General features: G+C 71.6%; 32 protein-coding genes and 1 tRNA gene. 17 read left to right on the plus strand and 16 right to left on the minus strand.

Translation table 11 applies throughout. The features are described 5' to 3' along the window. Positions 1 to 6: 6 nt before the first annotated feature. Complete coding sequence (locus tag GRX01_RS13930) at positions 7 to 945, minus strand: ATP-grasp domain-containing protein (RefSeq protein ID WP_159668715.1); 939 nt, start codon at positions 943 to 945, stop codon at positions 7 to 9. Between the two features lie 137 nt (positions 946 to 1,082). Between GRX01_RS13930 and GRX01_RS13935 the strand changes: the two genes are divergently transcribed. The 4 genes from GRX01_RS13935 (at position 1,083) to GRX01_RS13950 (ending at position 4,348) form a co-directional block, all read left to right on the plus strand. Continuing rightward, a complete protein-coding gene (locus GRX01_RS13935; protein WP_159668718.1) occupies positions 1,083 to 1,265 on the plus strand; it encodes a hypothetical protein in 183 nt (60 codons plus the stop codon). A 185-nt stretch (positions 1,266 to 1,450) separates the two neighbouring features. Continuing rightward, the gene (locus GRX01_RS13940) at positions 1,451 to 2,104 is read left to right on the plus strand and encodes an HVO_0476 family zinc finger protein (RefSeq protein ID WP_159668721.1); all 654 of its coding nucleotides are present in this window, start codon (positions 1,451 to 1,453) and stop codon (positions 2,102 to 2,104) included. A gap of 141 nt (positions 2,105 to 2,245) precedes the next feature. After that, positions 2,246 to 3,325, plus strand: a complete 1,080-nt coding sequence (locus tag GRX01_RS13945) for a hypothetical protein (RefSeq protein ID WP_159668724.1) — start codon at positions 2,246 to 2,248, stop codon at positions 3,323 to 3,325. A gap of 99 nt (positions 3,326 to 3,424) precedes the next feature. After that, entirely contained in the window at positions 3,425 to 4,348 is a 924-nt protein-coding gene (locus GRX01_RS13950; RefSeq protein WP_159668727.1) for a helix-turn-helix domain-containing protein, read from the plus strand. A 42-nt stretch (positions 4,349 to 4,390) separates the two neighbouring features. On the opposite strand, the gene GRX01_RS13955 is transcribed toward GRX01_RS13950, so the two are convergent. Beyond that, on the minus strand, positions 4,391 to 5,344 hold the full coding sequence (locus tag GRX01_RS13955; protein ID WP_159668730.1) for an ABC transporter permease subunit: 954 nt from the start codon (positions 5,342 to 5,344) through the stop codon (positions 4,391 to 4,393). A gap of 392 nt (positions 5,345 to 5,736) precedes the next feature. Between GRX01_RS13955 and GRX01_RS13960 the strand changes: the two genes are divergently transcribed. From GRX01_RS13960 to GRX01_RS13975, 4 genes are all read left to right on the plus strand, one after another. Then, positions 5,737 to 6,933 carry an ABC transporter permease gene (locus tag GRX01_RS13960; protein ID WP_159668733.1) on the plus strand — a complete coding sequence of 399 codons (1,197 nt, stop codon included), beginning with the start codon at positions 5,737 to 5,739 and terminating at the stop codon, positions 6,931 to 6,933. A gap of 77 nt (positions 6,934 to 7,010) precedes the next feature. After that, the gene (locus GRX01_RS13965) at positions 7,011 to 8,060 is read left to right on the plus strand and encodes an ABC transporter ATP-binding protein (RefSeq protein WP_159669181.1); all 1,050 of its coding nucleotides are present in this window, start codon (positions 7,011 to 7,013) and stop codon (positions 8,058 to 8,060) included. Beyond that, on the plus strand, positions 8,057 to 9,400 hold the full coding sequence (locus GRX01_RS13970) for an oligopeptide/dipeptide ABC transporter ATP-binding protein (RefSeq protein WP_233741045.1): 1,344 nt from the start codon (positions 8,057 to 8,059) through the stop codon (positions 9,398 to 9,400). Before GRX01_RS13965 ends, GRX01_RS13970 begins: the two co-directional genes overlap by 4 nt. 136 nt (positions 9,401 to 9,536) lie before the next feature. After that, positions 9,537 to 9,845, plus strand: a complete 309-nt coding sequence (locus tag GRX01_RS13975) for a hypothetical protein (protein WP_159668736.1) — start codon at positions 9,537 to 9,539, stop codon at positions 9,843 to 9,845. A gap of 10 nt (positions 9,846 to 9,855) precedes the next feature. On the opposite strand, the gene GRX01_RS13980 is transcribed toward GRX01_RS13975, so the two are convergent. Continuing rightward, the gene (locus tag GRX01_RS13980; protein WP_159668739.1) at positions 9,856 to 10,149 is read right to left on the minus strand and encodes a MarR family transcriptional regulator; all 294 of its coding nucleotides are present in this window, start codon (positions 10,147 to 10,149) and stop codon (positions 9,856 to 9,858) included. Positions 10,150 to 10,288: 139 nt separating this feature from the next. On the opposite strand from GRX01_RS13980, the gene GRX01_RS13985 reads away from it, so the two are divergent. Beyond that, positions 10,289 to 11,062 carry a protein-L-isoaspartate O-methyltransferase family protein gene (locus GRX01_RS13985; RefSeq protein WP_233741046.1) on the plus strand — a complete coding sequence of 258 codons (774 nt, stop codon included), beginning with the start codon at positions 10,289 to 10,291 and terminating at the stop codon, positions 11,060 to 11,062. A gap of 146 nt (positions 11,063 to 11,208) precedes the next feature. On the opposite strand, the gene GRX01_RS13990 is transcribed toward GRX01_RS13985, so the two are convergent. Beyond that, a complete protein-coding gene (locus GRX01_RS13990) occupies positions 11,209 to 13,287 on the minus strand; it encodes a PAS domain-containing protein (RefSeq protein WP_159668742.1) in 2,079 nt (692 codons plus the stop codon). Positions 13,288 to 13,572: 285 nt separating this feature from the next. Next, positions 13,573 to 14,565, minus strand: a complete 993-nt coding sequence (locus GRX01_RS13995; protein WP_159668745.1) for a Gfo/Idh/MocA family protein — start codon at positions 14,563 to 14,565, stop codon at positions 13,573 to 13,575. 106 nt (positions 14,566 to 14,671) lie between these two features. Here GRX01_RS13995 and GRX01_RS14000 point away from each other — a divergent pair, with 106 nt between their 5' ends. Together GRX01_RS14000 and GRX01_RS14005 are read left to right on the plus strand one after the other, a co-directional pair. Further along, on the plus strand, positions 14,672 to 15,139 hold the full coding sequence (locus GRX01_RS14000; protein WP_159668748.1) for a VOC family protein: 468 nt from the start codon (positions 14,672 to 14,674) through the stop codon (positions 15,137 to 15,139). A 97-nt stretch (positions 15,140 to 15,236) separates the two neighbouring features. Then, the gene (locus GRX01_RS14005) at positions 15,237 to 15,719 is read left to right on the plus strand and encodes a MaoC family dehydratase (protein ID WP_159668751.1); all 483 of its coding nucleotides are present in this window, start codon (positions 15,237 to 15,239) and stop codon (positions 15,717 to 15,719) included. 77 nt (positions 15,720 to 15,796) lie between these two features. Here GRX01_RS14005 and GRX01_RS14010 read toward each other — a convergent pair whose 3' ends face one another. The 6 genes from GRX01_RS14010 to GRX01_RS14035 all read right to left on the minus strand — a co-directional run bounded on the left by GRX01_RS14010 (position 15,797) and on the right by GRX01_RS14035 (position 18,952). Further along, positions 15,797 to 16,054: a hypothetical protein gene (locus GRX01_RS14010; protein ID WP_159668754.1), complete on the minus strand. Its 258-nt coding sequence runs from the start codon at positions 16,052 to 16,054 to the stop codon at positions 15,797 to 15,799. A gap of 84 nt (positions 16,055 to 16,138) precedes the next feature. After that, complete coding sequence (gene paaE, locus GRX01_RS14015; RefSeq protein WP_159668757.1) at positions 16,139 to 16,327, minus strand: 1,2-phenylacetyl-CoA epoxidase subunit PaaE; 189 nt, start codon at positions 16,325 to 16,327, stop codon at positions 16,139 to 16,141. Next, positions 16,327 to 16,803, minus strand: coding sequence for a 1,2-phenylacetyl-CoA epoxidase subunit PaaD (gene paaD / locus GRX01_RS14020; protein WP_233741047.1), 477 nt, complete (start codon positions 16,801 to 16,803; stop codon positions 16,327 to 16,329). Before paaD ends, paaE begins: the two co-directional genes overlap by 1 nt. After that, the gene (gene paaC, locus GRX01_RS14025; RefSeq protein ID WP_159668760.1) at positions 16,804 to 17,673 is read right to left on the minus strand and encodes a 1,2-phenylacetyl-CoA epoxidase subunit PaaC; all 870 of its coding nucleotides are present in this window, start codon (positions 17,671 to 17,673) and stop codon (positions 16,804 to 16,806) included. Further along, positions 17,670 to 18,011 carry a 1,2-phenylacetyl-CoA epoxidase subunit PaaB gene (gene paaB, locus GRX01_RS14030; RefSeq protein ID WP_159668763.1) on the minus strand — a complete coding sequence of 114 codons (342 nt, stop codon included), beginning with the start codon at positions 18,009 to 18,011 and terminating at the stop codon, positions 17,670 to 17,672. Before paaB ends, paaC begins: the two co-directional genes overlap by 4 nt. A 2-nt stretch (positions 18,012 to 18,013) precedes the next feature. Then, a complete protein-coding gene (locus tag GRX01_RS14035) occupies positions 18,014 to 18,952 on the minus strand; it encodes a Phenylacetic acid catabolic protein (protein ID WP_159669190.1) in 939 nt (312 codons plus the stop codon). A 138-nt stretch (positions 18,953 to 19,090) separates the two neighbouring features. Between GRX01_RS14035 and GRX01_RS14040 the strand changes: the two genes are divergently transcribed. Beyond that, on the plus strand, positions 19,091 to 19,729 hold the full coding sequence (locus GRX01_RS14040; RefSeq protein ID WP_321168122.1) for a helix-turn-helix domain-containing protein: 639 nt from the start codon (positions 19,091 to 19,093) through the stop codon (positions 19,727 to 19,729). A gap of 158 nt (positions 19,730 to 19,887) precedes the next feature. After that, entirely contained in the window at positions 19,888 to 20,064 is a 177-nt protein-coding gene (locus GRX01_RS14045) for a hypothetical protein (RefSeq protein ID WP_159668766.1), read from the plus strand. A 114-nt stretch (positions 20,065 to 20,178) separates the two neighbouring features. Here the strand turns inward: GRX01_RS14045 and GRX01_RS14050 are convergent, their stop codons facing one another. Both GRX01_RS14050 and GRX01_RS14055 read right to left on the minus strand, forming a co-directional pair. After that, positions 20,179 to 20,850 (minus strand): alpha/beta hydrolase, encoded by a 672-nt coding sequence (locus tag GRX01_RS14050; protein WP_159668768.1) that lies wholly within the window; start codon positions 20,848 to 20,850, stop codon positions 20,179 to 20,181. Then, positions 20,850 to 21,791 carry a VOC family protein gene (locus GRX01_RS14055; protein WP_159668771.1) on the minus strand — a complete coding sequence of 314 codons (942 nt, stop codon included), beginning with the start codon at positions 21,789 to 21,791 and terminating at the stop codon, positions 20,850 to 20,852. The genes GRX01_RS14050 and GRX01_RS14055 overlap by 1 nt, the downstream gene beginning before the upstream one ends. Positions 21,792 to 21,952: 161 nt before the next feature. Here GRX01_RS14055 and GRX01_RS14060 point away from each other — a divergent pair, with 161 nt between their 5' ends. After that, a complete protein-coding gene (locus GRX01_RS14060; protein ID WP_159668774.1) occupies positions 21,953 to 22,123 on the plus strand; it encodes a hypothetical protein in 171 nt (56 codons plus the stop codon). Further along, complete coding sequence (locus GRX01_RS19210; protein ID WP_159668777.1) at positions 22,120 to 22,425, plus strand: HalOD1 output domain-containing protein; 306 nt, start codon at positions 22,120 to 22,122, stop codon at positions 22,423 to 22,425. Before GRX01_RS14060 ends, GRX01_RS19210 begins: the two co-directional genes overlap by 4 nt. 8 nt (positions 22,426 to 22,433) lie before the next feature. On the opposite strand, the gene GRX01_RS14070 is transcribed toward GRX01_RS19210, so the two are convergent. After that, the gene (locus GRX01_RS14070) at positions 22,434 to 22,955 is read right to left on the minus strand and encodes an Ig-like domain-containing protein (RefSeq protein ID WP_394351391.1); all 522 of its coding nucleotides are present in this window, start codon (positions 22,953 to 22,955) and stop codon (positions 22,434 to 22,436) included. Positions 22,956 to 23,030: 75 nt separating this feature from the next. On the opposite strand from GRX01_RS14070, the gene GRX01_RS14075 reads away from it, so the two are divergent. Both GRX01_RS14075 and GRX01_RS14080 read left to right on the plus strand, forming a co-directional pair. Further along, complete coding sequence (locus tag GRX01_RS14075; protein WP_321168123.1) at positions 23,031 to 24,176, plus strand: ATP-binding protein; 1,146 nt, start codon at positions 23,031 to 23,033, stop codon at positions 24,174 to 24,176. A 49-nt stretch (positions 24,177 to 24,225) separates the two neighbouring features. Then, positions 24,226 to 24,366 carry a hypothetical protein gene (locus GRX01_RS14080; protein ID WP_159668780.1) on the plus strand — a complete coding sequence of 47 codons (141 nt, stop codon included), beginning with the start codon at positions 24,226 to 24,228 and terminating at the stop codon, positions 24,364 to 24,366. 277 nt (positions 24,367 to 24,643) lie between these two features. On the opposite strand, the gene GRX01_RS14085 is transcribed toward GRX01_RS14080, so the two are convergent. Both GRX01_RS14085 and GRX01_RS14090 read right to left on the minus strand, forming a co-directional pair. Beyond that, positions 24,644 to 25,060: a group I intron-associated PD-(D/E)XK endonuclease gene (locus GRX01_RS14085; RefSeq protein ID WP_321168124.1), complete on the minus strand. Its 417-nt coding sequence runs from the start codon at positions 25,058 to 25,060 to the stop codon at positions 24,644 to 24,646. Positions 25,061 to 25,268: 208 nt separating this feature from the next. Further along, positions 25,269 to 25,341: transfer RNA gene (locus GRX01_RS14090), tRNA-Asp, on the minus strand. Between the last annotated feature and the right edge of the window lie 157 nt (positions 25,342 to 25,498).

Below are 25,498 nucleotides of genomic sequence, written 5' to 3' on the forward strand. Positions count from 1 at the left end.
CTCTCGCTACTGCCGTGCCGTCCGTCGGATCAGCGCCGCCAGGTCCGCGTCGAACCCCTCGCGGTACTTCTCGGCCGAGTCGATCGTCGGCCGCGCGTTGGTCTCGGAGACGACGAGTCGGCCGTCCGACTCCAGCAGGTCGACCCCGAGCAGCGGGATGCCCAACGCCTCGGCAGCGCGCTCCGCGAGCCGCCGCGGCTCCTCGCCCAGGTCCACCCCCTCGGCGACGGCGCCTCGATGGACGTTGTGTTTCCACCGGCCCTCCGCCAGCGCGGACTCGGGGAGCCGGCGCTCCACGGCGCCGGCGTAGACGGCGTCCAGCACCATGACGCGGTAGTCGGTCGCCGCGGGGAGGAACTCCTGCAGCAGGTACGACTTGTCGCCGGTCGCGCGGTAGTCGTGGACGAGGTCGAGGTAGTCCGTCACGCCCAGCAGCGAGTCCGGGTCGGCGGCCTTGGCGATGCCGACGCCGCGGGTCGCGGAGTTCGGTTTCACGACCAGCGGGTAGCCGATCTCGTCGGCCGCTGCGAGCACCGCTTCCTCGTCGGCGGGGTTCGAGACGAGCCGCGTCTCCGGAACGGGGAGCCCCGCGTCCGCCAGCGTCGCGAGCGCGCCGGCCTTGTTACGGGAAGCCAGCACCGCGTCCCTGCCGTTCACCCACGGCACCCCGAGGCGGGCGTCGACGACCGCCCCCTCCATCAGCCGCGACGGGTACACCCAGCCGGCGTCGAAGCCGTCGAACTCCGTCTCGGCGTCCGCGTCGGCGGCGGTTTCGGGTTCGTCCCCGTCCGCGACCCGGAGCACGCGCTCGTCCGGCCGGACGTGGTCGACGGCGATGCCGTGCGGTGCGAGGCGCTCGCGGAGGCGCTCGAACGTCTCCGCGCGCGTCGTCATCGCGAGCCGGACGTCGGGATCTGAGTCGGGGTCGGACGGCGCCGTCGGCATCGGTCTGTCGGAGCCGACGGTCGCCCGGCGTATAGCGGTTCGGCTCCCGGCACGGGCCATCGGCGCGACCGGGAGGTCCGTTCCACGAGGACAGGAAGCGACATCACCCCTTACCTCCGCGGACACGTATCACGCGTGTGTCATACCAGACCACCGTCGGCTGGTCGCTCCTGACGTCGGGCGTCGTGAGCATCGTCCTCTGGCTGATCCCCGGGGACTCGCTCTGGTGGGGAATCGGGCTCCTCGTGGTCGGACTCGTCGTGCTCTACGTCCGTCGTAACGACGTTCAGGAGGCGTTCTCCGCGCTGAACGACTCCTGAGGTTCCGCTCGGTGCAGCGAGTCCCGTACCGCTTCGCCGACGTGATCGCTACACCTCCGTACGTGCTGGCACGTTCCGAACGCTCACCGATCGAGGGCCGGGGGCGCTCCGCTCCCCTACGACAGGCCCCCACACGCGGAGCCGCGGAAACGAGGCTTCTTACGGCGCGACGCGGTATCGACGGTATGAGCGATTCCGACGTTCCCTCGCAGGTGCCCGTGGAGTGCCCGGGCTGCGGCGAGGAGACGGCCCACGAGGTGCTGAAGCCCGGCGGTCACGCCACGGTGCAGTGTACGGTCTGCGGCCACACCCACAAGGTCGAGGTGCCCGAGCCGACGACCGTCGACGTGGACGTGGTCGTCTCCCAGGACGGCGAGTCCTACACCGCGACGCTCGACGGGGAACCCGACCAGCAGGTCGCGACCGGCGACGAGTTCATCGTCGAGACCGAGGAGGCGATCCAGCAGGTGCGCGTCACCTCGATCGAGCTGTCGGGCGACCGCCGCGTCGAGGAGTCAGACCTCGACCACGCCGCGACCGTCTGGACGCGCGTCGTCGACAACGTCGCCGTCAACATCACTGTCCACCCGAAGGACGGCCGCCGCGACGAGACCCGGAGCCTGAAGGTGTACGTCCCCGGCGACTACGAGTTCACGGTCGGCGAGACCGTCTCGTTCGGCGACGACGAGATCGAGATCGAGGGCGTGCAGGTGCGCGACGAGGCCGCCGACACCTACCGCCACGAGAAGTTCGACCACGAGGGCGACATGGTGTACGCCAAGGACGTGAAGCGCGTGTACGCCCGCGACACGAAGACGGCCGCCTGGTCCGCCTGGTAGGGCTCGTCCCCGCCCCCGCGACTCCTCTCGGTTTCTCGATAGAAACGAGCTTCAGCGAGCGCTTTTCACCCGCCCCGCTCACCGACGGAACATGCGAGACAGTTCCCGAACCCGCCGATCCTCCGCCCGCGGGGGCCGACGATGAGCGCGTGGCGACGTGCGGATCCGAGCGCCCGCCTGACCGATCCCGACGCCGCCGAGAGGCCGCGGGAGACGGCGTTCGCCGACGCGGCGGCGCGCGCGAACTTCGTCGTCCACGAGCCGACCGCGCTCCCCGACGACTGCGCGATCGAGACGGTGACGTACCGTCCCGAACAGCCGCCGGGCAGGCCCGAGGGCGTCGACGCGGCCGACATGGGGCAGACGCCGTGGAGCGACGGCAACCCCGCGAGCGTCCGGGCGGTCGTCCGCGGCGACGGGCGGGCGCTGCGGATCAAGCAGTTCCTCTACGACTGGGCGCCGCCGGCGGCCGGGATCGCACCGCTGTGGCGCACTGCCGACCCGATGCCCGTCGACTGCGGCGACGCCGTCGGCTGGCTCGGCACGGACTACGAGGACCGGCGCGGCGCGTGTCTCCAGCGCGAGCGCGCCCAGATGGAGGTCTCCGTCACCGACGGCGCGTTCGACGACGACGAGCTCGCGGCGACCCTGCGCGGGTTCGCCCCGGCCGACGCGGCCGCGAGCCGCGGCGTCCGGGAGGCGCCGTTTCACGCGCTGAACTACTGGGTTCGGTACGGCTGTCGGCCGCCCGGCGTCCCCCACGGCCTGTGGGACTACCCCGGACCGCGACCGTACGACGAGAGCCGACCCGTTTCCATGGCCGCGCTCGCGAGCGACCCGCCCGCCCGGCCGCTGGTTCCCGGGGACGACGACGCGTTCGTCCTCGACTCGGCGCTGGCGTTCCCCGACGCGGACGCGGTCGAGGTCCTCTTCCGAAGCCGGGCGAACGGGAGCGACCACCTCTGGATCACCGCCGCGGCCGAGGGGAGTCCGCTCGCGCCCGCCGTCCCCCCGGAGCCGGCCGACCAGTCATGCGAGCGTCGCGAGCGGATCGACCGCCGCGGCACCGACGTTCACTACGCCGCTCTCGACGAGACGTACGGCGCGTGGGAGGCGCTGTGGGAGGAGGAGGGAACCCGGTACGCCGCGTGGGCCGGCCCCTCGCTCGCGCTCGACGGCGCCGGGTTCCGCGAGGTGATCGGCGGGATGACCACGCCCTGATCGGCGGAGGTCAGCGGGGTGACACTCCGGAAGGGGGGCGTCCCGGTCCCGTCGGAGGGATGGCCTTTTATCGGTCCGGCATAGCCTCGTGGACGAGCCATGCCGAGCGACGAGCGAACGGGGCCGGAGATCCACGAGCTGTTCCTGCTGTGGGCGGCCCGACGGACGGGGATACTCGAGGCGTTGCTGTCGACGGCTGGGACGCCGGCGGAGGTGGCCGCGGCGACGGACGTCGCCCAGCCGGCCGCCGAGCGGGTCGTCCGTGCGCTCGCGCGGGTCGGGTTCCTCGAGCGCGTCGGCGACGAGTACGAGCCGACGAACCGGGCGCTCGGGCTGCTTGCCAAGCGCGACGTGCGGTCGATCGGGGCGTTCCCCCACGAGCTCGACCGGCTCGACGAGCTGGTCGAGTTGCCCGAGACGCTGGAGACCGGCGTGGCGCCCGAGCGGCGCGGCGACTGGGAGGCGAACGCGCTGGGAGCCGACTACGCCACCGCCGAGGCCACCGTTCGCGCGTGCGTCACCGAGGCGGTGCGGGCCGCCCCCCACGCCGGGTCCGTCGTCGACCTGAGCGGCGGCTCGGGCGTGTACGCCCGCGAGTTCGTCGCCCGCGGCCTCGACGCGACGCTGGTGGCGTCGCCGGCGACTGCCGAGCGGCTCGGCCGGGTGCACGCCGACCGCGTCCGGATCCACGCGGACGTTCCGGCGGCGCTCGACCCCGACTTCGACGTGGCGTTCCTCGGGGACGCCCTCTCGGCGATGGACTCAGCGGAGGCGCGGGCGACCTGTTCGGTCGCCGCCGACCTCCTCGACGGCGACGGCGCCGTCGTCGCCGCGGACGTGTTCGCCGACGGCGACGACGTGGCGGCCGTCGCGGCGGAGGTGCGCGGACTCGCCGCCGGCCACGGCGGCGCCCACCCGCCCGAGGACGTCCGCGACTGGTTGGTCGACGCCGGACTCGCCGACGTGCGGGTGTCGGCGATCCCCGGAACGGACCGCAGTGCCGTGGTCGGTACCGCCGACTGACGGGGGAGAGTCTTGGAGGGTGGTCTCCGCCCCCGCGACCGGTCACTCCGATCCGGTACGGGGGTCGATGGCGACGGTTACCACGTCCTCGACGAGCGTGCTGAGCACGCCCAGCAGCGTCGTGATCAGCGTGGCCGCGAGGATGACGGCGACGTCGCGGTCGCGGATCGCCGTCAGCGTCACCTCGCCGAACCCGGGGATCCCCAGCGCCGTCTCGACGAGATAGACGCCCAGCAGGAGGACCGCGAGCACGCGGATCGAGAACAGCGCGACGAGCGGCGGCGCCGCGTTGCGGAGCACGTGCGCGGCGATCCGTCGCGGCGGGGCGCCGTTGGCTCGAAGCCGTTTCACGAACGGCTCCCCCGCCACGGCGGCCGTCTCGGCCGCCGAATACCGCAGCAACGTCGCGCCCAGCGTCGTCGCGACGACCGCGACGGCGACCGCGAGGACCGTCGGATTCGACCCGGCGAACGGACCCACCTCGGGGTTCCACTGCGCGACGACGTCCGCCTCCCCGACCGCGAGCAGCGCGATCCCCTCCGCGAGGAGGAACGCCGGGGACGCGGCGCCGAGGTGACCGAACGCGTCCGCGGCGCGACCGACGAGTCCGCGCCACAGCGAGGCCGCCAGTCCGCCGAGCACGGCCAGAAGCACCGCGAGGGCGACCCCCGGAGCGAGGTACGCGAGGGTGAGCCGCAGCGCCGGCGCGAGGATGGCGTTCACCGATCGCCCCTGCACGTACGACCGGCCGAACTGGAGCGTCCCCAGTTCCCACATCCAGTGGGCGTATCGGCGGAGCAGCGGCTCGTCGTAGTGCAACCGCTCGCGGTACTGCTCGGCGACACGGCGCGCCTCGTCCGGCGGAAGCCCGTACTGGAGCAGGCTGAGGTTGTGGTCCGGTGCGCCGACGAACGCGAGGAACGCCCCGGTGAGCACGACCCAGACGACGAACACCGCCCAGCCGAGCCGGCGGGCGAGGAACGCGCGACGGCTCACGGGAGACCACCTCCGTCGCGGCCGGCGACCCGCGAGCGCCCGCCGCGTCGCCGGCGGGGGTCGAGGTCTGCACGGCGGGAGAGCCACGACCGAGAGCGCGCCGGGCCGCCCGGCGAGCGGGAACACACCGGAGGGGTGGGCAGAGAACGCGAACGGGGACGCGAACGCGGCCGGGGGCGGGCCGGGGGCGCCTCGTGAGACGGGGGCTGCACACCGGGCGCATCCCGGTGACAATACGATAACTGTTTCCGTGGCTGATACGGCGGTTTTACCCTCCGCTACCCATTTATCGTTTCACTCTGTCGCCGTGACATATCGATGGTCTCCGTTCGACGACGAGCCGCAATGGCGTCCCGCGGATGCGACGTGCGAGCCGGCTCGGAGGGACCGCGATGAGCCGCGCCCACGACTCCTCCGACGACCGATTCGCCGTCGACCCCGGCGACCGCGGGGTCGCGGATCGACTCGCGGTCGCCCCGCGAACGCTCGCGCTGCTCGTCGCTTGGACCGTGCTCGCGGCCGCCGCCCTGTGGGAGGCGTTCGTCACGCCGACCGGACTCGTCCCGTTCTGGGGCGTCACGACCGGGATCATCGAGTACCTCTACTACGCGTCGCTCGCGGTCGTCGGGTGGGTGCTGGCGCCGCTGGCCCGCCGCCCCGATCTCCGGCGGCGGTACTGGCGGCGGCTTCGCCGGAGGCCGGCGGCGCTCGTGTCCGCCGCATATCTCCTGCTGTTGTGGTACGCGGCGACGTTCGGCGAGCGGACGCTGTCGCTGCTCGGGATCGAGTCGGCCGACGACCTGCGCTACGGCGTGCCGGCGGCGCAGCCGCCCGCCTGGACGGGCGTCGAGATGTCGCCGACGATCCCGTACTGTCAGGCGTCGCTCGACGGCGACGTCTGCCCCGGCACGTGGCACTTCCCGCTCGGGACGACCGTCGACGGCCACGGGATGATCCACCTGATCGTCGAGGGCGCCCGCGTCGCCGTGCAGGTGTCGCTGGTCACGGCCGCGCTCGTCGTCCCGACGGCGGTCTTCGTCGGGACGGTCGCGGCCTACTACGGCGGCCGGATCGACGCGGTCCTGATGCGGTACGTCGACCTCCAGCGGGTCGTTCCGGCGGTGTTCGTCGTCCTGCTGGTCCAGGAGACGTTCAGCCGGAGCCTGGTGACGATCGTCGTCGTGTTCGGGCTGTTCGACTGGGACGGCACCGCCCGGCTCGTCCGGAGCGCGGCCGCCTCGCGGGTCGACGCGGGGTACGTGCGCGCCGCCCGCGACGCCGGCATGAGCGACGCGCAGATCGTCCGTCGACACGTCGTGCCGAACGTCTCCGACACCGTCGTCGCCGCCGTCGCGAACCGGATGCCGACGCTCGTGCTCGTCGAGGCGGGGATCGCCTACCTCGGGTTCACCAACCCCCTCGCGCGGTCGTGGGGGTCGACCATCGCGATCGGCTTCTCGCAGTTCCCCGAGCTGTGGTGGACGGTCGCGTTCGCCGCGATCCCGCTCGTGTGCACCGTCGCCGCGATGTCCGTCCTCGGTGACGCGCTCCGGGACGTGCTCGACCCGCGAACGGAGGTGCGACGGTGAGCCGCGACCCCGGGCGGCCGGCGTCCGAACGCGACGGAAGCCGACCGACACCCGAACGTGACGGCGACGCCGCCCCGCTGTTGTCGGTGCGGGACCTCCGGACGCAGTTCCCGACCGTCGAGGGGACCGTCCGCGCCGTCGACGGCGTCTCATTCGACGTGTACCCGGGAGAGACGGTGTGTCTCGTGGGCGAGTCGGGCAGCGGCAAGACCGTCGCCTGCGAGTCGATCGCGCGGCTGGTCGACCCGCCGGGTGAGGTCGTCGACGGCGAGGTCCGCTTCGACGACCGGGACCTCCTCGCGTGCGCCGAGCGCGACCTCCGCGCGGTCCGCGGCGACCGCATCGCGTACGTGTTCCAGGACCCACAGCGCTCGCTGGACCCCGTGTACACCGTCGGCGAGCAGGTCACCGAGGCGGTCGGCTACCATCGCGACGTCGACGGCGCCGCCGCGCGCGAACGCGCCGTCGACCTGCTCGACCGGGTCGGCCTTCCGAACCCGGCGGCGCGCGCCGACGAGTACCCGCACCAGCTCTCGGGCGGGATGAAACAGCGCGTCGCCATCGCGACGGCGCTGGCGGGCGATCCCGACCTCCTGATCGCCGACGAGCCCACGACCGCCCTCGACGTGACGATCCAGGCGCAGATCCTCGATCTGTTCGCCGACCTCGGCGACGAGGAGGGACTCGCCACGCTGTTCGTCACCCACGACCTCGGCGTCGTCGCCGGCATCGCCGACCGCGTCGTCGTCATGTACGCCGGCCGGGTGATGGAGCGCGGGTCCGTGACGCGAGTGTTCGAGCGCCCGGCGCACCCCTACATCCGCGGGCTGCTCGACTCGCTGCCCGGTCGCGGGGGCGAGCGGATCGGCGGCGAGCCTCCGGATCCGCTCGACCCTCCAGCTGGGTGTCGGTTCCACCCTCGGTGCCCACACGCGGTCGGGGAGTGCCGGAGCGGCGACGGACCCCCGTTACACGGCGTCGACGGCGGCGGCGAGGCCGCCTGCGTGTTCCACGACGGCGTGCGGGACTCGACCGTCGTGGAGGCGGGTCCCGAACCGCGTTCCGAGCGGGATCCGACGCACGACGCCGACACGTCGACTTGCGGCGCCGACGGAGGGCCGCGATGAACCGACCGGACTCCTCCGCGGATCCGGGAGCCGCGGCCCGGGAAGCCACCGCCGCGGACTCGGAATCGAGCGCCGCGGACTCAGGATCCACGGCCGACGGTGTCGACGACGCCGACCGGGAACCGCTGGTCGTCGTCGACGGACTGGAGAAGCACTACCCGGTCCGGTCGGGGGTGTTGCGACGGCGGACCGGGACGGTTCGCGCGGTCGACGGCGTCTCCTTCGCGATCGAACGCGGGGAAGCCCTGGGGCTCATCGGCGAGTCGGGGAGCGGCAAGTCCACCGTCGCCGAGACGCTGCTCCACCTGCAGGAGCCCACGGGCGGGACCGTCCGGTTCGACGGCAGGCCCGTCGGCGACGGGGGCGACGGGGTCGACGACCTCCGCCGACGAACCGCGATGGTGTTTCAGGACCCCTCGTCGAGCCTCGACCCCCGGACGACCGCCGGCGAGTCGGCCGCCGAGCCGTTGCGGGTCCGCGGGGTCGCCCGCCGGCGCCGCCGCGAGCGCGTGGCGACGCTGTTCGAGCGCGTGGGCCTGACCGCCGACCACCGCGACCGATACCCTCACGAGCTCTCGGGCGGGCAAAAGCGCCGCGTCGGCATCGCTCGCGCGCTCGCGCTGGACCCGGCGTTCGTCGTCCTCGACGAGCCCACCGCCGCGCTCGACGTGTCCGTGCAGGCGGAGATACTCGACCTGCTGGCGGACCTCCGGGACGCGTTCGACCTCTCGATGCTGTTCATCAGCCACGACGTGAGCGTGGTCCGCCGGGCGTGCGACCGCGTCGCGGTGCTGTACGCCGGCGAGGTGGTCGAGACCGGACCGACGGGCGCCGTGCTGGACGACCCCGCCCACCCGTACACGCGCGCGCTCGCCGCGGCCGTCCCGACGCCGGATCCCCGCGCCGACCGCCCCCGCCACTCCCTCTCCGGGGCCGTCCCGGACCCCGCTGACCCGCCCGATGGCTGCCGGTTCCACACGCGATGCCCGGAGGTGATCCCGCCGGAGGACGCCGACCTCACGAGCGCCGAGTACGGCGCGGTGATCGACCTCCGCGTCGATCTGGCCGACGGGGAGGTCGGCCTCGATCGGCTCCGCACGCGTGTCGACGGCGCCGACGCGGACTCGCTCGCACGGGCGCTCCGGGCGGAATACGACCTCCCAGACCCCGACGGCGACGCCGGACGCGCGCTCTCGGCCGCCGTCGACGAGGCCGTCGTCGGCGACGACGCGGCCGCGGTCCGCCGGATCCGCGAGGCGTTCGGATCGCCGTGCGTCCGCGAGAACCCCGAGCGCGGGGAGGGCGATCGCTCGTCGGCGTGTCACCTGCCGCCCGAGTGAACCCGGGTCGCCCCGTGTGTGGCCGACTGAGCGCCGCCGTTCGACACTCCCACGGGTTCCGGCGGCCCCACACGCCTCCCGTCGGCCCCTCCCGTCTCCCGGCACCGCTTTGTCGGTTCGGACACACGTCGGATCGATGCCTCGTCCCCTCCACACGGCCCTCCGGGCGGCAGCGACCGCCCGCGCGGCGCTCGCCGTCACCGCGGCACTGCTGGCACTCGTCGGGCTCGCTCGGTTCACGCCGCTCCCCGACGAGGCGACCGTCGTCGCGTGGCCGGCGCTCGCGGCGGCGTTCCTGCTCGACACGGCGCTGTACAACGAGGCGGGCGTCGCCGTCGGCGACGCGGGGTTCTGGACGCTGGCGGTCGTCGGCTGCTACGTCGAGGCGGTCGTCGTCGTGGCCGTCGCTCGGGGGGTGCGGCGCCGCGTCGGGTCGGATCGCTGATCGAGAGGTCTCAACGAGCCGACGCCGAGGACTCCGGCGCGATGCCGACGCCCGGCTCCTCCGCGGACCCCTCGGCGTCGCCGAGCGAGTAGAAGCGCTGACGGGCGTCCATGATGTTCAGCTCCTCGCGCAACACGCCGGCGTCGCGGAGCTCGTCGAGCGCGTACCGCACGGTGCGCTGGGGGAGCAGCGTCTCCTCGGCGAGCGCCGACTGCGTCAGGCGCTCGTGGTTCTCCAGCACCACGAACACGAGCTTCGCGCTCGGGGGGAGGTCGGCGACTGCCTCGCGTCGATCTGACTCCATCGTCTCGGTTCAACGGCGGCACCACAAAGACGCTCGCCGTTGGGTGCGCAGGCCGCGCACAACCGTCGCCGCTCGGTCGCTCGTGCGGCGGCCGTCGGCGAGCGTGCGGTTCATGTTCCGGGAGCGCTATCGCTCGACAATGGACGGACCCGACCCGACTGTGCTGCGTGAGGACATGCTCGACTCGGTCGAGCACAGCCTCGGGCGGTCGATCGCGCCGGCGGTCCGCGAGGCGATGGCGACGGTTCCCCGCGAGGAGTTCGTCGGGGAGGCGCCGTACGCGAACCGCGCGGGCGAACAGGGCGGAACCCGGGTGCTCTCGCCGGCGACGGTCGCGCGGCTGCTGTCGGCGCTCGACCCGGACGCGGGCGAGGAGACGCTCGTCGTCGGCGCGGGCGTCGGCTACACCGCGGCGGTGCTCGCGGAGGTCGCGGGAGCACGCCACGTGCACGCCATCGACATCTCGCGGCGGGTGGTGTACGACGCGCGCCAGAACCTCTCGGCGGCCGGCTACGACGCGGTGCTCGTCGACCGCGCGGACGGCGCGCGCGGGCTGCCGGCGTACGCGCCCTTCGACCGGATCCTCGTGGAGGCGGCCGCCGTCGAGCCGCCGCACGACCTCGCCGACCAGCTCGCGTCCGACGGCCGGCTGGTGCTCCCACGCGGCCGCGGCGCGGACCAGTCGGTCGTCGCCTACGAGCCCGACGACTCGGGGGAACTCCGAGAGGCCGAGACGGCCGGGCCGGTGTCGCTGTCGCCCCTGCTCGTCGAGGGCGAGCAGGCCGGCGCCGGCGTCCGGAACCGCACCCGCCGCGAGGACGCCGAGTTCTCCGAGCAGGGGTACTTCGCGAAGACCGGCTGGGAACAGGAGTGGATCGACTGGGACGACCGGCTCACCGGGACCGATCGCTGAGTCGGACGGCCCGCGCTCGCGGCGCTCGCGCCGCCGCCGACTACCGCCTCGCCGCGACGACTACGGTCTCGCCGAGGGCGCCGTCACAGCGACGCTCGACAGGTACTGGTACCGCTGGCCACGTGGCGAGACGCGACGGGCGCTGATCACTCATCGCTGCCGGCGTCGTCGACGATCGGGAACCGGCAGGTGACGACCGCGCCGCCGTCCTGCCCCTCGCCGTACTCCACGGTCCCGCCGACGGCGTCGATCGTCCAGCGCACGAGCCACAGGCCGACGCCCTGCCCGTGTTCGGTCGGGGTCTCGGTGCCGGTGTCCAGCGGCGCGCGGCTGTCGGGGGTGATCCCCGGTCCGTCGTCGGCGACGCGAAGCATCGCGTCGTCGCCGTCGACCGACAGCGAGACCCGGACGGTCGGCTCCGGGACGTGTTCGAGCGCGTTCGAGACCAGCTCGTCGACCGCCAGCGAGAGCGGGGCGGCCCCGGCGACGGCGACCGGCCGGTCCGGGGTCGACACGAGGACCTCGGCGTCGGGTGCGTCGGCCGCGAGCGCGCTCGCGACGTCGACCACGACCGCCGCCGCGTCGACCGGCTCCGCGTCGCCGGCGCCGGCGATGTCCTCGCGGAACCGGCGGGCGCTGTCGGACAGATCGAGGATGTCGACGGCCGCGTCGCGGATCCGGTCGACGTCGGCCCGCAGCGCGCCGACGTCGACGGACGGCGTCGGATCGCCCGATCCGGCCCGCCCGTCCGCCGCCCCGGCGCCGGTCTCGACACCGAGCTCGGCGAGCGCCTGATCGACCCGGTCGGCGTAGCCGATCACGACGTTCAGTCGGTTCCGGATGTTGTGTCTGAGCACGCGATCGAGCACCGTGAGCCGCTGCTCGCGGGACACCCACTCGGTCACGTCCCGCTGGAACCCGAGGTAGTGGGTCACCTCCCCGTCGGGGCCGCGGATGGGCGAGATGTCGAGCGCGTTGTACCACTTCCGGCCGTCGCCGCGCCTGTTCAACAACACGACCGACGCCTCCTCGCCGGCGTCGATGGCGCGCCGGAGGCGCGCGACCGGCTCGGGGTCGGTCGCGTCCGTCTGGAGCATTCGAGGGTTGTGTCCGAGGATCGCCTCGTCGTCGAGCCCGGTGAGCCGTTTGAACTCGTCGTTGGCGTAGACGAGCAGCTCGTCGTCGTCGTCGTGGTCCGCGATGGTGATGCCGACGGTCGCCTCGTCCATCGCGCGCCGGTACAGCGCCAGTCGCTCCTCGCGCTCCCGGCGCTCCCTGATGTCGTGGGCGATCACCTGCACGTCGCCGGCGCCGGCGTCGATCGCGTGCAGCTCGACCGGAACCGGCCCCTCTCCATCCTCGACCGGATCGATCAACGGAGGGGGTGCCGGGTTCGCCGTGTCGGCCCTGTCCGTCGAGGTGGCGCCCTCGGGCGCCGGCTCGGCCGGCGTGTCGTCCTCGGATGCGGACCCGGTCGGCGCCGCGTCCCCGTCGGCGTCACCGAGCGCGCCGCGACACAGCGTCGTCTCGACGGGGTCGCTGTGTCCCCTCCTCGTCGCCGTCTCGAGCGCGCGGGCGACGCGGTCGCGGTCGACCGACGGGACGAGGTCGACGAAGTCGCGGCCCAGAAGCGCCTCCGGATCGACCCCGAGCATCGACCCGGCGGCGGGGTTCGCGTCCGTCACCCGACCGTCGGTGCAGACGAAGACGCCGTCCGGCAGTCGATGGACGAGTCGCCGAGTGCGTTCGCGGCTGTGTTCGAGTTGCGTCGAGAGCCGCCTCGTGCGAGCGAGCGCCCGCAGCCGCCGTGCGAGGGTCGCACGTCGGATCGGCGCCTCGATCACGTCGTCGACGCGGTCGCCGGCGTCGCCGAGGCGGGAGAGGACGGACTCGGCGTCGCCGTGCCGCTCGGGGACGAACAGCAGTGTCGGCGTGTGCGATTCCGTCGAGTCGCGGCGGGCGGCGAGCGCGTCGGCGACGCCCCGAAGCCCACCCACGTCGAACAGGCAGACGTCGAAGGCGACCTCGAACGGGGTCGGAGCGTCGGGGTCGGCCACCCGCGGCTCGAACCCGTCGTGGTCCGCGAGCAACTCCCGGAGCCGCCCGCGGTCGGCGTCGTCGTCGACGACGAGCAGCACCGTGACCACGGACGGCTCCGACGGCGCGGCCCCGTCGCTCACGTGAACGTTCGTTCCGTTCGCGTCGGCCGTCGGGTCGTCACTCATCGACCGCCGTCGGGGGGCCGGGTCGGATCCCCCGACCTCGGGTCGTCGGCTCGCCGAGGACGACGCCGTCGGTGATCCGGGACACCGGGGTCGTGCCGCGGGAGGCCAGTCATGGGGTCGAAACGGGCGTTACGCACTTAATCGTGGGGTGAACGTGTCAGATTCCCTGTGAGCCGCTCGCCACCATCGGCCCACCCGAAGCGCGGTCGGCGTCGACGCGCGGGCAGAGCGGTCCCCGTCGGGAGTCGATCGGGGGGGTCGGTCGAACGCCGATCCGGGGCCGAGCTACGTCGAGGTGTCGACGGGGTCGCCCCCGGAGTCGAACACCGCGTCGACGACGCGCTGGACCGCCGTCGCCTCCGCGAACGAGACGAGGTCCGCGTCGCCGCCCTCCAGCGCGGTCACGAACTCGTCGACGAGCGTCAGCGTCGTCGACTCCCGCTCGGCACACAACTCCTCCTCGGCGTCGGTGCCGGGGTTCGCGGTGAGGCGGAACCACTCGGTGAGCGTCAACTCGCCCTCGGTCCCGGTCACGGTGATCGCGTTCTCCTCCGGCTGTTCGTGGTCGGTGAGGAGGTCGATCGTGCCGTGAACCGGGCGGTCGACCGCCCCTCCCGCGTCGCCGCCGGCCTCGAACCACCCGACCACCGACTCCTCGCAGGCGTCGGGGCCGGCGTACTGCACCTCGGCGCTCACGCGGTCGATGCCGCCGAACAGCTCCCGAACGCCGAACAGGAAGTGCGTGCCGACCTCGCGGGTCGGGCCGCCCTGCTCGCGCGACCGGAGCCAGTCGACGTCCTGCCACTCCCGAGGCCACTGCGGGAAGCGGAAGTCCAGCGAGACGCGTCGCGGCTCGCCCACGTCGCCGGCGGCGACGCGCTCGCGAAGCTCCACGAAGCCCGGGGTGTAGCGGAACGGGAGGTTCACCGCCGTGACGAGGTCCGCCTCCGCCTCCATCGCGGCCAGTTCCGCGCCCGTCTCGGCGTCCTCGGCGATCGGCTTCTCGCAGATGACGTTGACGCCCGCCTCCAGCCCCGCGCCGGCGATCTCGCGGTGGTGGACCGGCGGGACGCCGACGTAGAGGACGTCCAGATCCTCGGCGGCGAGCATCGTCCCGTGATCGGTGTAGGCGGTCGCGTCGCGCTCGGCGGCGAACGACTCGGCGCGCTCGGCGTCCACGTCGCAGGCGGCCGCGACGGTCGTGTCCGGGTGCTCCGCGAACGACTCCGCGAGCCTGGTGCCGATGACGCCGCAGCCGACGATCCCCACGTCGTACATGGCTCGATGTTCGACCGGAGCGGTTTGTGCGTTCGTATTGCGGCCTGCAGACGGCGGGGGTCGCCGACGTCGCCACGGCTACGTCGTCGCCGCCCGTGGGCCCGGTATGACGGAACCGGACGACCGGGCGCGAGCGCTGGGCATCAACCACGTCGCCCTGGAGGTGGGCGACGTCGACGCGGCCGTCGAGTGGTGGCGGTCGCTGTTCGCCGTCGAACTGCGCGGGACCGCCCCCGGGATGGCGTTCCTCGACATGGGCGACCAGTTCGTGGCGCTGAGCGAGACGGCCGACGGTGACGGGACCGCCGATCACCACCGCCACTTCGGGCTCGTCGTCGACGACCTCGACGCCGTCGAGGACCGGTTGAGCGAGGTCGACGGCGAACGCCTCGACACCGGCGGGTTCGACGTCCGCGATCCGTGGGGCAATCGGATCCAGTTGGTCGAGTACCGGTCGATCCAGTTCACGAAGGCCCCGCACGTCCTCGACGGGATGGGGGTCGACGGGGAGGCGCGGGCGAAGACCGCGGAGGCGCTCGCCGAACTCGCGGAGAAGGACATGGCCCCCGACTAGGCGGGTCGCCGGCGTCGGCGGTCCGCTCGGACGGTCCCGTCCGATCGACCCCCCGGTCACGCGAAACGACTTTCACCTGATCCTGTGACACGTCGGCATGGCATACAGCTACGAGCCGCACTACTTCGAGGACTTCGAGGAGGGACAGGAGTTCGTGAGCGTCGGGCGCACCGTCACCGAGTCCGACTTCGTGATGCACTCGGCGCTGACGGGCGACTGGACGGAGCTGCACACGAACGCCGAGTACGCCGAGGACAACGCCTTCGGCGAGCGCATCGCCCACGGCCCGATGACGTTCGTGCAGGCGACGGGGTTCGTCTACCGGACGGGCATCGTCGAGCGCACCGCCCTCGCGTTCCTCGGGATGAACTACATGGACCTCCCGAACCCCGTGTTCATCGGCGACACCATCTCGATGGAGATGGAGGTGACGGAGACCAAAGACGTGTCCAGCCGCGACGACGCCGGCCTCGTCGTCATCGACTGCGAGGTGACCAACCAGGACGACACCGTCGTCCTGCAGGGAGATATGAAGTTCCTCATCAAGACGCGCGCGGAAGCCGACGACCCGCACGCGTGAGCGGCCGAGGCCGTCGGTTCGACTCCCTCGGGATCGGTCGGCAGTTCTGAACGCCCGGCGGAAGCGGTCGCCGACGGTCAGACCGACCGGGCGTAGCGAACGCCCAGGTAGAACGCCACCGCGGGAACCACGAACGTCGAGAGGAGGCTCAGGGGAAGCAGGTACGCGGTCGCGGTCTCGCCGATCGTCCCGACCGTCGGCAACCACATCGATCCGGTCTCGACGTATCGGTTCAGCGTGACCTCGACGAGGAACTCAAGCAGGAGCACGCCGACCACGACCGCGAGGAGGGCGAGCGGGTAGCGGATCCGCCCGGCGGGGGTTCGTACGGACATCGGTTCGATCGTCCCGTCAAATCGGTATAAATTTCTCGGCCACGAGCGCCCGCGGTCGCCGCCGCACGTCGCACGCCGGTGGGGCTACCCGAACCGCTCGAACGGCTCGCCGCACCCGCGACAGAAGTGCATCGACCGGCACAGCCCCGGCCCCTTCGGGTGTTCGCGCTCGGTGTCGGTCGAGCCGCAGTACGGGCACTCCGCGGGGTCGTCGTCCGCGTCGCTTCCGGCGACGCCCGCGGCGACGCTCGGGTCGGGCGCGTTCCGACGCATCAGACGCTCAACCCGAACTCGCGGAGGGCTTTCCGCCCCGCGTCGGTCACCATCGCGACGGTCCACTCCGGCGAGTACCGAAGGCGCACCTCGGCCGACCCGACGCCCGGCGCCGTCTCGGCGGCGCAGCGCACGTCGTTCGTGAGCATGTCGCGGGCGGGACAGCCGGTGTAGGTGAGGGTCATCTCGATCTCGCAGCGCCCGTCCCCGTCGACGGCCACGTCGTAGATCAGGCCGAGGTCGACGACGCTAACGGGCATTTCGGGGTCCTCGACCTCGGACAGGGCGTCCCACACGTCCGCCTCGACGCCGGTGGAACCCGCGCCTGTCTTCGGGAACTCCTCGGGCGCCTCGCCGTCCTCGTAGGAGGTGTGGGCGCACGCCTCGGCGTCGGCGGCGGTGGCGCCGGGGGCGTCGTCCGCGGCGGCGTCGCCGGCGGACCCGCCCGGCACGTCGGTCGGCATGTTCGTCGGCATCTACGCCTCCTCCCCGCGAAGGCGGGCTGGACGGTCGAAGTCGACCTCGCGGTGGGTCGCCGTGAACGCCTCCTGAAGGTCGAACCAGTCGTCCGTGTGGCTCCCGTCGCGGCCGCGGGCGTCCGGACGGGAGACGTCGTCCGGTTCCGGGACGACGAGGCCGTACCCCTCCAGCGTCGGGACGACCGTATCGAGCCACTCCTCGCGCATCGACGCGAGCGTCTCGCGGCGGAGGCCGGCGGCCCGGATCTCGGTCTCGTGCTCGCCGGGATACCACAGCGACAGCGCGTGCGGGAACAGGTCGTCGAGGGCGGCCTGCAGGCGCTCGCGGGCGTCGTCGTCGCTCGCGAGGCGTTCGAGCCAACTGAGCGCGTGCTCGCGGTGGTACTCCTCCTCGGCGAGTGCCTTGCCGACCCGGTCGGCGAGCGGGGCGTAGCTGGTGTCGACCAGCGCCTCCAGCCTGATGCGCTCGGCCACGTCGTACAGGTACGTTCGCACGACGTCGTCGCCCCAGCCGTCGTCGGCGAAGGGTCGCTCCACGAGCGTCGCGTGCGTCCAGTCGTCGGGGTCACGCCGCCAGATGCACTCCTCCTCCGTGTAGCCGAGTTCCTGCAGGAGGTCGTACCACAGGCGCGCGTGGCCGAACTCGTCCTGCGCGACGTTGGCGAGCGCGAGGTCCGACTCGATGGTCGGCGCGAATATCTGCCACTCGGTGAGGCGCTCGGCGTGGACGAACTCGTCGTCCGCGAGCCGGAACAGCAACTCCTCCAGCGCGATCTGCCCCTCGGGGGTGAGGTCGTCGCGGTCGAGCGAGGCGGCGGCGGGCGCGTCGGTCTCGTCGGTGCCGGCGTCCGAGTCGCGTTCGCTCATACCTCGCCCTCCGATTCCAACTGCTCGCGACGCTTCCGGGCCGCCTCGCGCTGTTCGGCCTCGCTGTCCTCCACCTCCTCGGCGAACGACGCGTCGATGTCGTTGTACGTCATCGCCCAGCGGTAGGACTTGTCAGTGCGACCGCCGAAGGCGGCCTCCTCGGCGTCGACCTCGCCGATCTCCGACTGCGGGACGACCCACAGCGAGTTGGTCTGCATCCGGCGGGCGTGCTGGATCTGCGCGAACAGCTTCGCCATCTCCCGGTCCGGCGCGTGGACGTTGCCGACGTGGCGGTGGTAGTCCCCCGGCTTCTCCTGTCTGAACACTTCCCAGATCATGATCAATCGGCCGCCTGCGGCGTTCCCGCGGCGCTCCCCTCCCAGTCGTCGAGGCTCTCACGGACCCACGAGACGGCCTCCTGCCGACGGGCGCGCGAGCCGATCTGTTCGTCGCTTCCCTCGTACTCGTTCCTCGCGATGGTCCAGAACTCGTCCCAGTCGAGGTCGTCCTCGCGGACGGCCATCGTCCCGTCGTCGCGCTCGAAGATCCGGGGGTACTCGGGGATCTCCAGCCCGTACTTCTCTGCCTTCGGGACGTACATGTTCAGGAACGAGTTGCGGAGCTCGTCGTTGGAGGTCGTCTTGAGGCCGACCTCCTGGGCGAAGTCGTTGTGGGTGGACTCGTCGTTCGTCGGCCCGAAGAACTGGAGGATGCGCGGCCACCACTCCTCGAACGTCTCCTGTGTGCGCTCCTGTGTCGCCTTCGACCCCCGCATCAGCTCCCGCAGGATGGACTCGCCGTGCTTGACGTGGAACCCCTCCTCGAAGCACACCTTGTCCATCGCGTGGGCGTACGGCGTCCAGCTCGTCGACTTCAGGGTCGCCTGTCGGCGCATCGCGCCGCCGTCGACGAAGAAGTCGATCATCGGCGCCTCGTACCACGAGTCCACCGGATAGTGGAAGCAGTTGAGGAACTTCCCCTCGCCGTTCTGCAGTTCCTCGAGCATCTCGTCGCGCGTCTTCACGCCGAGCGTCTCCGCGGCGCGGTACAGCAACTGCGCGTGGCCGATCTCGTCCTGCACCTTCGCGGTGTTCGCCAGCTTCCGGTCGAGCGAGGGCGCGTGTCGAGTGAACTCCTTGTCGAGGTACCCGCCCATCACCTCGCTGTTGGCGTGGAACTGGATCATCCGGGTCGCCGCCCGGCGGTACTCCTCGGGCATGTCGTCGTTCGGGCCGAACTGCCGCGGTCCGGCGCGCTCCGTGACCTCCTCGATGTCCATGATGATCGATCCTTCACATTGTGACACTTACCGATTCACCCGTTCATGTACGTGTTTTATATTCTACCCACGCTATCACCCCACACGATCTACCCCTGATCGAACCGAACCAATCCATGACCGACTCATGACCGACCCGTGATCGAGGAGTGTCTCGCCGTCGAGGTCCGCGTGAGCGGCGACGACTGCCCCCTCGCCGAGGCGACGGCGGCGACGCGGGTGGCCGTGCGCGCGGAGCCGCCGCAGTTGCGCGCCGACGGCAACGTCCTCCTGCGGTTCGGGGCGCCGCGCGACGACGACCTCGCGGCGCACCTCGACGCCGACGACCGGGTCCGCTACCTCCACCGCTCGCGGGCCGGCGAGCGAGACACGTACCGGTGCCTCTCGAAGCATCCGTGCGTCGTCCACGAACTCGTCTCCGCGGGGCTGCTCGTCGAGGACGTGACCTACCGCGACGGCGACGCCACCGTCACGGGGGCCGTCGTCGGCCACGAGGTGCTTCGCGGCGTGATGCGGACCGCGGGCGAGACGGTCGGCGTGCAGTTGACCCGGACGTCTCCCCTCGGCGCGGAGTCCGCGCCCGTCGGCGGCCGGTTCGGGCTCACGCCGCCGCAGGTCGAGGCGTTGCGGGCGGCGGTCGAGGCGGGATACTTCGACGTGCCCCGAACGACCGACTCCGCGACGGTCGCGGACGGCCTCGGCATCTCGAAGAGCGCGTTCCTCGAACGGCTCCGGCGCGCGGAGGCGACGCTGTACCGGGAGCTGTTCGGGAGCTGACGGGTGACGAACGGCGCCGCCCTCGAACCGCGGATCAGATCGCACGCCCGCGTCGACGCGGTGAATGTTTCCGATTCTCGAATCGCCGTAAAGCGGCGCGTTCGTGTCTGTAACGCTCGAATCGCGCCAGTTATACCCGCTCGGTGGAACCCGCTAGTGTGACGCGAACCGACCTCGATACGGCCGACCGGCCCGTCTCCCTCTCGAGCCACGCGTACCGGATCACCGTCGACGACGGGCGGGAGACGTTCGACGCCCTCGAGATCTGCGACGAGCAGCGCCCCGAGGCGTACCTGATGTCCGATACGGTCCGCTCGCTCGACGCGATGCGGTGACCCGGCGACCGCGATCCCGTTCTCCGGCGGGCGTACCCCGACAGCCGTCTCCGACACTCGCTCTCCAATAGCCGTCCCCCACACACGCGCTCAGAAACGCTATCGCGGCGGATCTCACTCGATCTGCAGATCCGCGAGCAGACCGTTCAGCCAGTCGAACTCGTCGTCCGTGACCTCGTGACCGACGCCCTCGTATTCCCGTTCGGTCACGTCGGCGCCGAGCGCTCGCAGGACCCCCGCGGTCGCTCGAACGCGCTCGATCGGGACCCGGTCGTCGTCGGCGCCGCCGGCGACGAGCACGGTCGCACCGTCGAGATCGCCGGCGTACGACTCCGGGTCGACAGTCGGTCCGACCAGCCCGCCGCTGAGCAGCGCCGACGGGCTTCGGCCGCCGATCCCGGCGGCGTACTCGGCGGCGACGGCGGCCCCCTGCGAGAACCCCGTCACGACGACCGCCTCGGGAGGGAGATCGAGCACCTCCCGCGTCCGCTCGAGGACCGCGTCGAGGGCCGCCACCGCGGACGACAGGTGGGGCTCGTTGCGCTCGCGCGGGGCGTCGGCCGCGTGCGGGGACCACCGGCTTCGAGCGCCCTGAGGCGCAACGAACGCGACGCCGTGGCGGGCGATCGGGTCGTAGAGGTTGATCGCGCCCTGCGCGGTTGCGCCGCGGCCGTGGAGACACACGACCGCCGCCTCCGCCGCGCCCCGCGGCGCGCCGGCGGTGACGACGGGCTGTCCGGCGTGGGGACGGGGGAGGTCGTCCGGCAGCGCTCCGCCCGGGAACATCAGGCTTGACGGCCCCCGGTCGGCACCTCGACGGGCGGGAGCTGCCCCTCGATCATCTCGCGGTCCTCCTCGGCCCACGGCGGGAGGACGAGCGACTCGCCGAACGACTCCGGGGACTCGTCGACCCCGAACCCCGGCCCCTCCGTCGACAGCTCGATCAGGATCCCGCCGGGCTCGCGGACGTAGATCGCCTTGTAGTAGTGCCTGTCGCGGATGCGCGACACGTCGATGTCGCGCTCGCGGAACAGGTCGTGCCACTCGCGCAGCTCCGCCTCGTCGGCGACGCGAACGGCGACGTGGTGGACGCTTCCGCTCCCCTCGCGGGCGAACTCCGCCGTCCGGTCCAGCAGGTCGATGACCGTCGCGTGGTCGCCGCCGGCGCGGTAGCGGATACGGTCGCCGTCCTCGGCAACGAGGTCGAATCCGAGCGTTTCGAGGACGGTCGCGGTCGCGAACGGATTCGTCGGCAGCGCCGTGACGCCGTGGATGCCGCGGATCGCGGCGCGTTCGGGAACCGGGCCCTCGCTCCACGGCTCGACCGGCTGATCGGCGGCGACGAGTTCGAGACGGGTCCCCGAGGGGTCCTCGAACCGGAGCGCCGACTCCTCGAACCGAGAGCGTCGCTCGGTGTCGATCCCGCGGTCGCCGAGGCGGTCGGTCCAGTAGTCGAGCGAGCCCTCGGGAACCGCAAACGACGCCGCGGTTATCTGGGGACGCCCGCGGCGTCCGGGCGGCTCGTTCGGATAGGGAAAACACGTGTAGACGGTGCCGAGATCGCCGGCGCCGTTTCCGTAGTACAGGTGATGGCGGAGCACGTCCTCGTGGTTGACCGTCCGCTTCACGAGCCGGAGTCCGAGCGTTCCGACGTAGAAATCGAGGTTCGTCTGTGCGTCGCCGACCATCGACGTGACGTGATGGATGCCCGGGGTGTCGGTGAGCATTCGAACACCGTCCGTTGGGACCACAGGGTGTTAGCCCTCGCGGCACCGGCGGCAACCGACGGCGGGGAACGGCCGGTGCCGCGATGCGCGACGGAGCCGATTCCGCGGGATCGTCCGGTCGAGTCGAAAGAGTCAATCACGAGTCCGACGTTCGATCAGGTATGGACGATGTCGATCGACGCGTCGATAGCCATCGCCGCGGGTTCGATGGGGCCGTCGTGACCCACCGACGGATCGGCGGTGGCGCGTTCGACGCCGGGAGGCCCGCCGGGCGCTCCGTCGGCCTCCCCGACACCGATCAGCGTTCGACCCGAAACGGGGGCGGGCGGTGAATCCCGACCCCGCGGAGTCGGTGTCGGTCAGCTACGACCCGGAAACCGGCGAGTACACGGGCGCCTTCGATCCGGACGTCCTCGACGCCAGTATCGCGGTCGTCGAGGCCACCGCGGCGATCCGTCGCGAGGAGCCCGATCGTCACGCGCCGCTGTTCGAGGTCATCGACCCGGACGCCCTCGACCGGATCTGCGACCGCAGCGGCGACGACGACGTCCACGTGGAGTTCTCGTACCTCGATCACCGGGTTCTGGTCCGCAGCGGCGGGGAGATCTCCATCGCCCCGATACCGTCGGAGTAGCGTCGCGCTTACTCGGCGACCACGAGCACCCGCGTGTTCCCTCGCCTGTCCTCGTACTGACCGCCCGCAGGCGGCTTGATCGAGATGCTGAGCGTCCCCTGCTCCCGGTTCGGGCCGAGCGTCGGGGCGACGGCAACCGTCGCCGTCCCGTTCGCCCCCGTTCGCGCGGTGGCGACGCCGTCGAGCCGTGCCGTGTCGCCGGCGACGACGACCGTCGCGCCCGCGACGGGGCGACCGTCGGGATCGACGACCGTGACGGAGAGTTCCTGCTCGCCCGGCGTCGTGACCTCCGGCGTCGGCCGCGCGTCGAGCTCGGTAACGGCGAGCCCCTGCACGCCGCTGATCATGTTGAGCATCACGCTCAGACTGGCGACGCCGACGACGAGGGCGATCACCAGTCTGACCGGGAGCCCCTCGATGGCGCGGTCGTCACGACGGAGTTCGGCGAGGCGGCGACGCTGCGTCGTCGCGGCCGAAGAGAGTCGAGGGCGGAGTCGGTCCCGGGTCGGAGAGGTGCTGTCGGGAGACACACGTCCCGGTGGACCCGGTTTCCCATTTGAACGCTCGGACGAGAGTTCATCACGGATCCCGGGACCACACCCGCCGTGCACGTGATCGGCACCGAGAAGGGCGGAACCGGATACGGGTGTGAGCCGGAGAGCCACGACTGGCGGGAGCCGGTCGCTCGGGACGGCGCGGCCCCAGTCGCGCCGCTCGGGCGGTTTCGCGCCACGGACGACAGCGTCGGCGCCCGCGTCGCAGTGGACATCGACGGCCCGCATGCGGCGCTCGTCGTCGGCAAACGTGGATCGGGCAAGACCCACACCCTCGCGGTGCTGGCGGAGGGTGTGGCCGCGGCCGAGGGGCTCGCGCCCGTGGCGATCGATCCGATGGGCGTGCTCGCCGGACTCGCGGCCGACGGCGGGACGGTTCACCGCCGTCCCCGGGTCAAGCCGGACGCGGTTCCGCCGCCGGCGTGGCCGGCGCTGCTGGATCTGGATCCGGCGGGCGCGGTCGGATCGCTCGTGTGGCGCGCGGTCGCCGAGTCGTCGGCTGTCTCGATCGCCGCCGCGCGCGAGTACGTCGCCGACGCGGACGCCGCCCGCGCGACCCGTCGCGCCGCGGACACGCACCTCGCGCTCGCGGCCGAGTGGGACGCTTTCGATCCCGACGGGCTCGCGCCGCGGACGCTGGCCACGGGCGAGCCGACGGTACTCGACTGTTCCGGACTCCCGCAGGCGGCCGCCGGGGCGGTCTGTGCCGCCGTCGCCCGCGGACTGTACGACGCGCGTGGTCGGGAGTCGATCGAGCGCCTGCCGTGGCTGTTCGTCGACGAGGCGCACGCCTTCTTCGACGGCGTCGCCGGCGACGCGCTGGCGACGCTGCTTACCCGCGGCCGGACGCCCGGCGTCTCCCTCGCGTGTGCCACCCAGCGGCCCGCGGCGCTGCCGCCGGTCGCGGTCTCGCAGGCGGACCTGCTGGTGGCCCACCGACTGCACAGCCGCGCCGACATCGACACGCTCGCGGCCGCCAGACCGCTCGCGGTCGACGACGATCTCGGCGAGCGGCTGCCGACCGGCGTCGGCGAGGCCCTGGTCGTCGACGACGCGACCGAGACCGCGACTGCGGTGCGGATCCGCGAGCGACGAACGCCGGACTACGGTGTCAGTCCCAGGGCGAGCGACCGCGGTCGAGGCGGAACGGACGGCGAGAGCTGTGATCGAGCCGATCGATGCGAGCCCGACGAGTGAAGGGTTATCCGCGCCGACGCACAAGCGGGGGCATGGACGTGATCCGATCGTGAGCGGCGGGAGGGACGATACGGTCCGAGCGAAACTCCTCGCCGGCGCGGTCGAGAAGCCCGTGCTCGGCGTATTCGTCGTGGTGATGCTGCTGATGTCCGTCGGGTTCCTCGTCTCGTTCCTGCTGTTCGTCCTCTGAGTCGGGTCGCGTCGATCGTCAGAACGGCATCGGCAGTGACGAGCGACCCCGACGATCCGTCATGCCCCGGATGCGACGGGTCAGTTTACGGAAATGTCGAAATTGACCCCCGTCAGCGGCAGGATCCGATCGAACGCAGCGGAGAGGTCCTTCGTGCCGTCGGCGTCGTTGTTGACGTCGTCGGCATGTGCTTATCGATCTCACGGGGGGAAGGAATGGAATAGAATAGGAAACGGTGGCCGGGCTGGCAGTTGCCACGAGAACTACGTAGAATCCGTTATTCGGACGGAATAGATCCGTCGAATTCGTACTCCTCAGCCCAGTTGATCGCGGGGTGGTCGATGTCGGCGGAGAATCGAAGTTCCATCTTCTGTGACGTTGCCTCGTCGACTCCGATCCAATAGAGCGTTCCCGTCTCGGGATATCGAACGAGAAACGCATCGACCGAATCGACGTACGTTATCTCGTGATACTCGCCGTCCCGCGTCGTTTGCGAGTGGGTATTGAATCGTATCGTCTCCGACTTGTTCTGCCAAGCAGTCTTGCATTGAACACGGAGCAGTCGGTCCCCGTTGTCGACGACCAGATCGTACGCGTCGTTGTCACCGAACGGGATCGAGACGTTGTATCCGTTCGAGATCAGGGTTCGGAGCGCAGCAGCCTCGGTCTCGTCACCTACCTGCTTCGAGTTCACCGAGCCACGGTTCATACCGTCGATCGGGCCTCTATCGGATGTAAAGTTGAGCGAGTCACTCCGAATTCTGACGAGGTGAACACGCCAGAGGGGTAGATTCCTCAGTCGACCTGTCCGTGCCACCTCATTCGAATTCGTGTGATATGCGTCCACTACGGCACGGACTGCTCGCGACACTCATCGCTCGTCATTCGGTCGAAACAGAAAGCGCCCGGAGCGGGATTTGAACCCGCGTCACAACCGTGACAGGGTTGTATGATGGGCCACTACACCATCCGGGCATGCATCGCGTCGGCGGGTTTCCACCACGCCTCTGCGCATCCATTCCTTTCCCGGGTACATAATTAAGACTTCTCATCCGACGCCACCGTGCCCCGCGATACCGTACGCCGTAACGTTCATATCGGCGGGGACGGATATCGCAGTCGTGCAAGCGGT

Origin of the sequence: Halobaculum saliterrae, assembly GCF_009831625.1 — an archaeon.
GTDB lineage: Archaea > Halobacteriota > Halobacteria > Halobacteriales > Haloferacaceae > Halobaculum > Halobaculum saliterrae.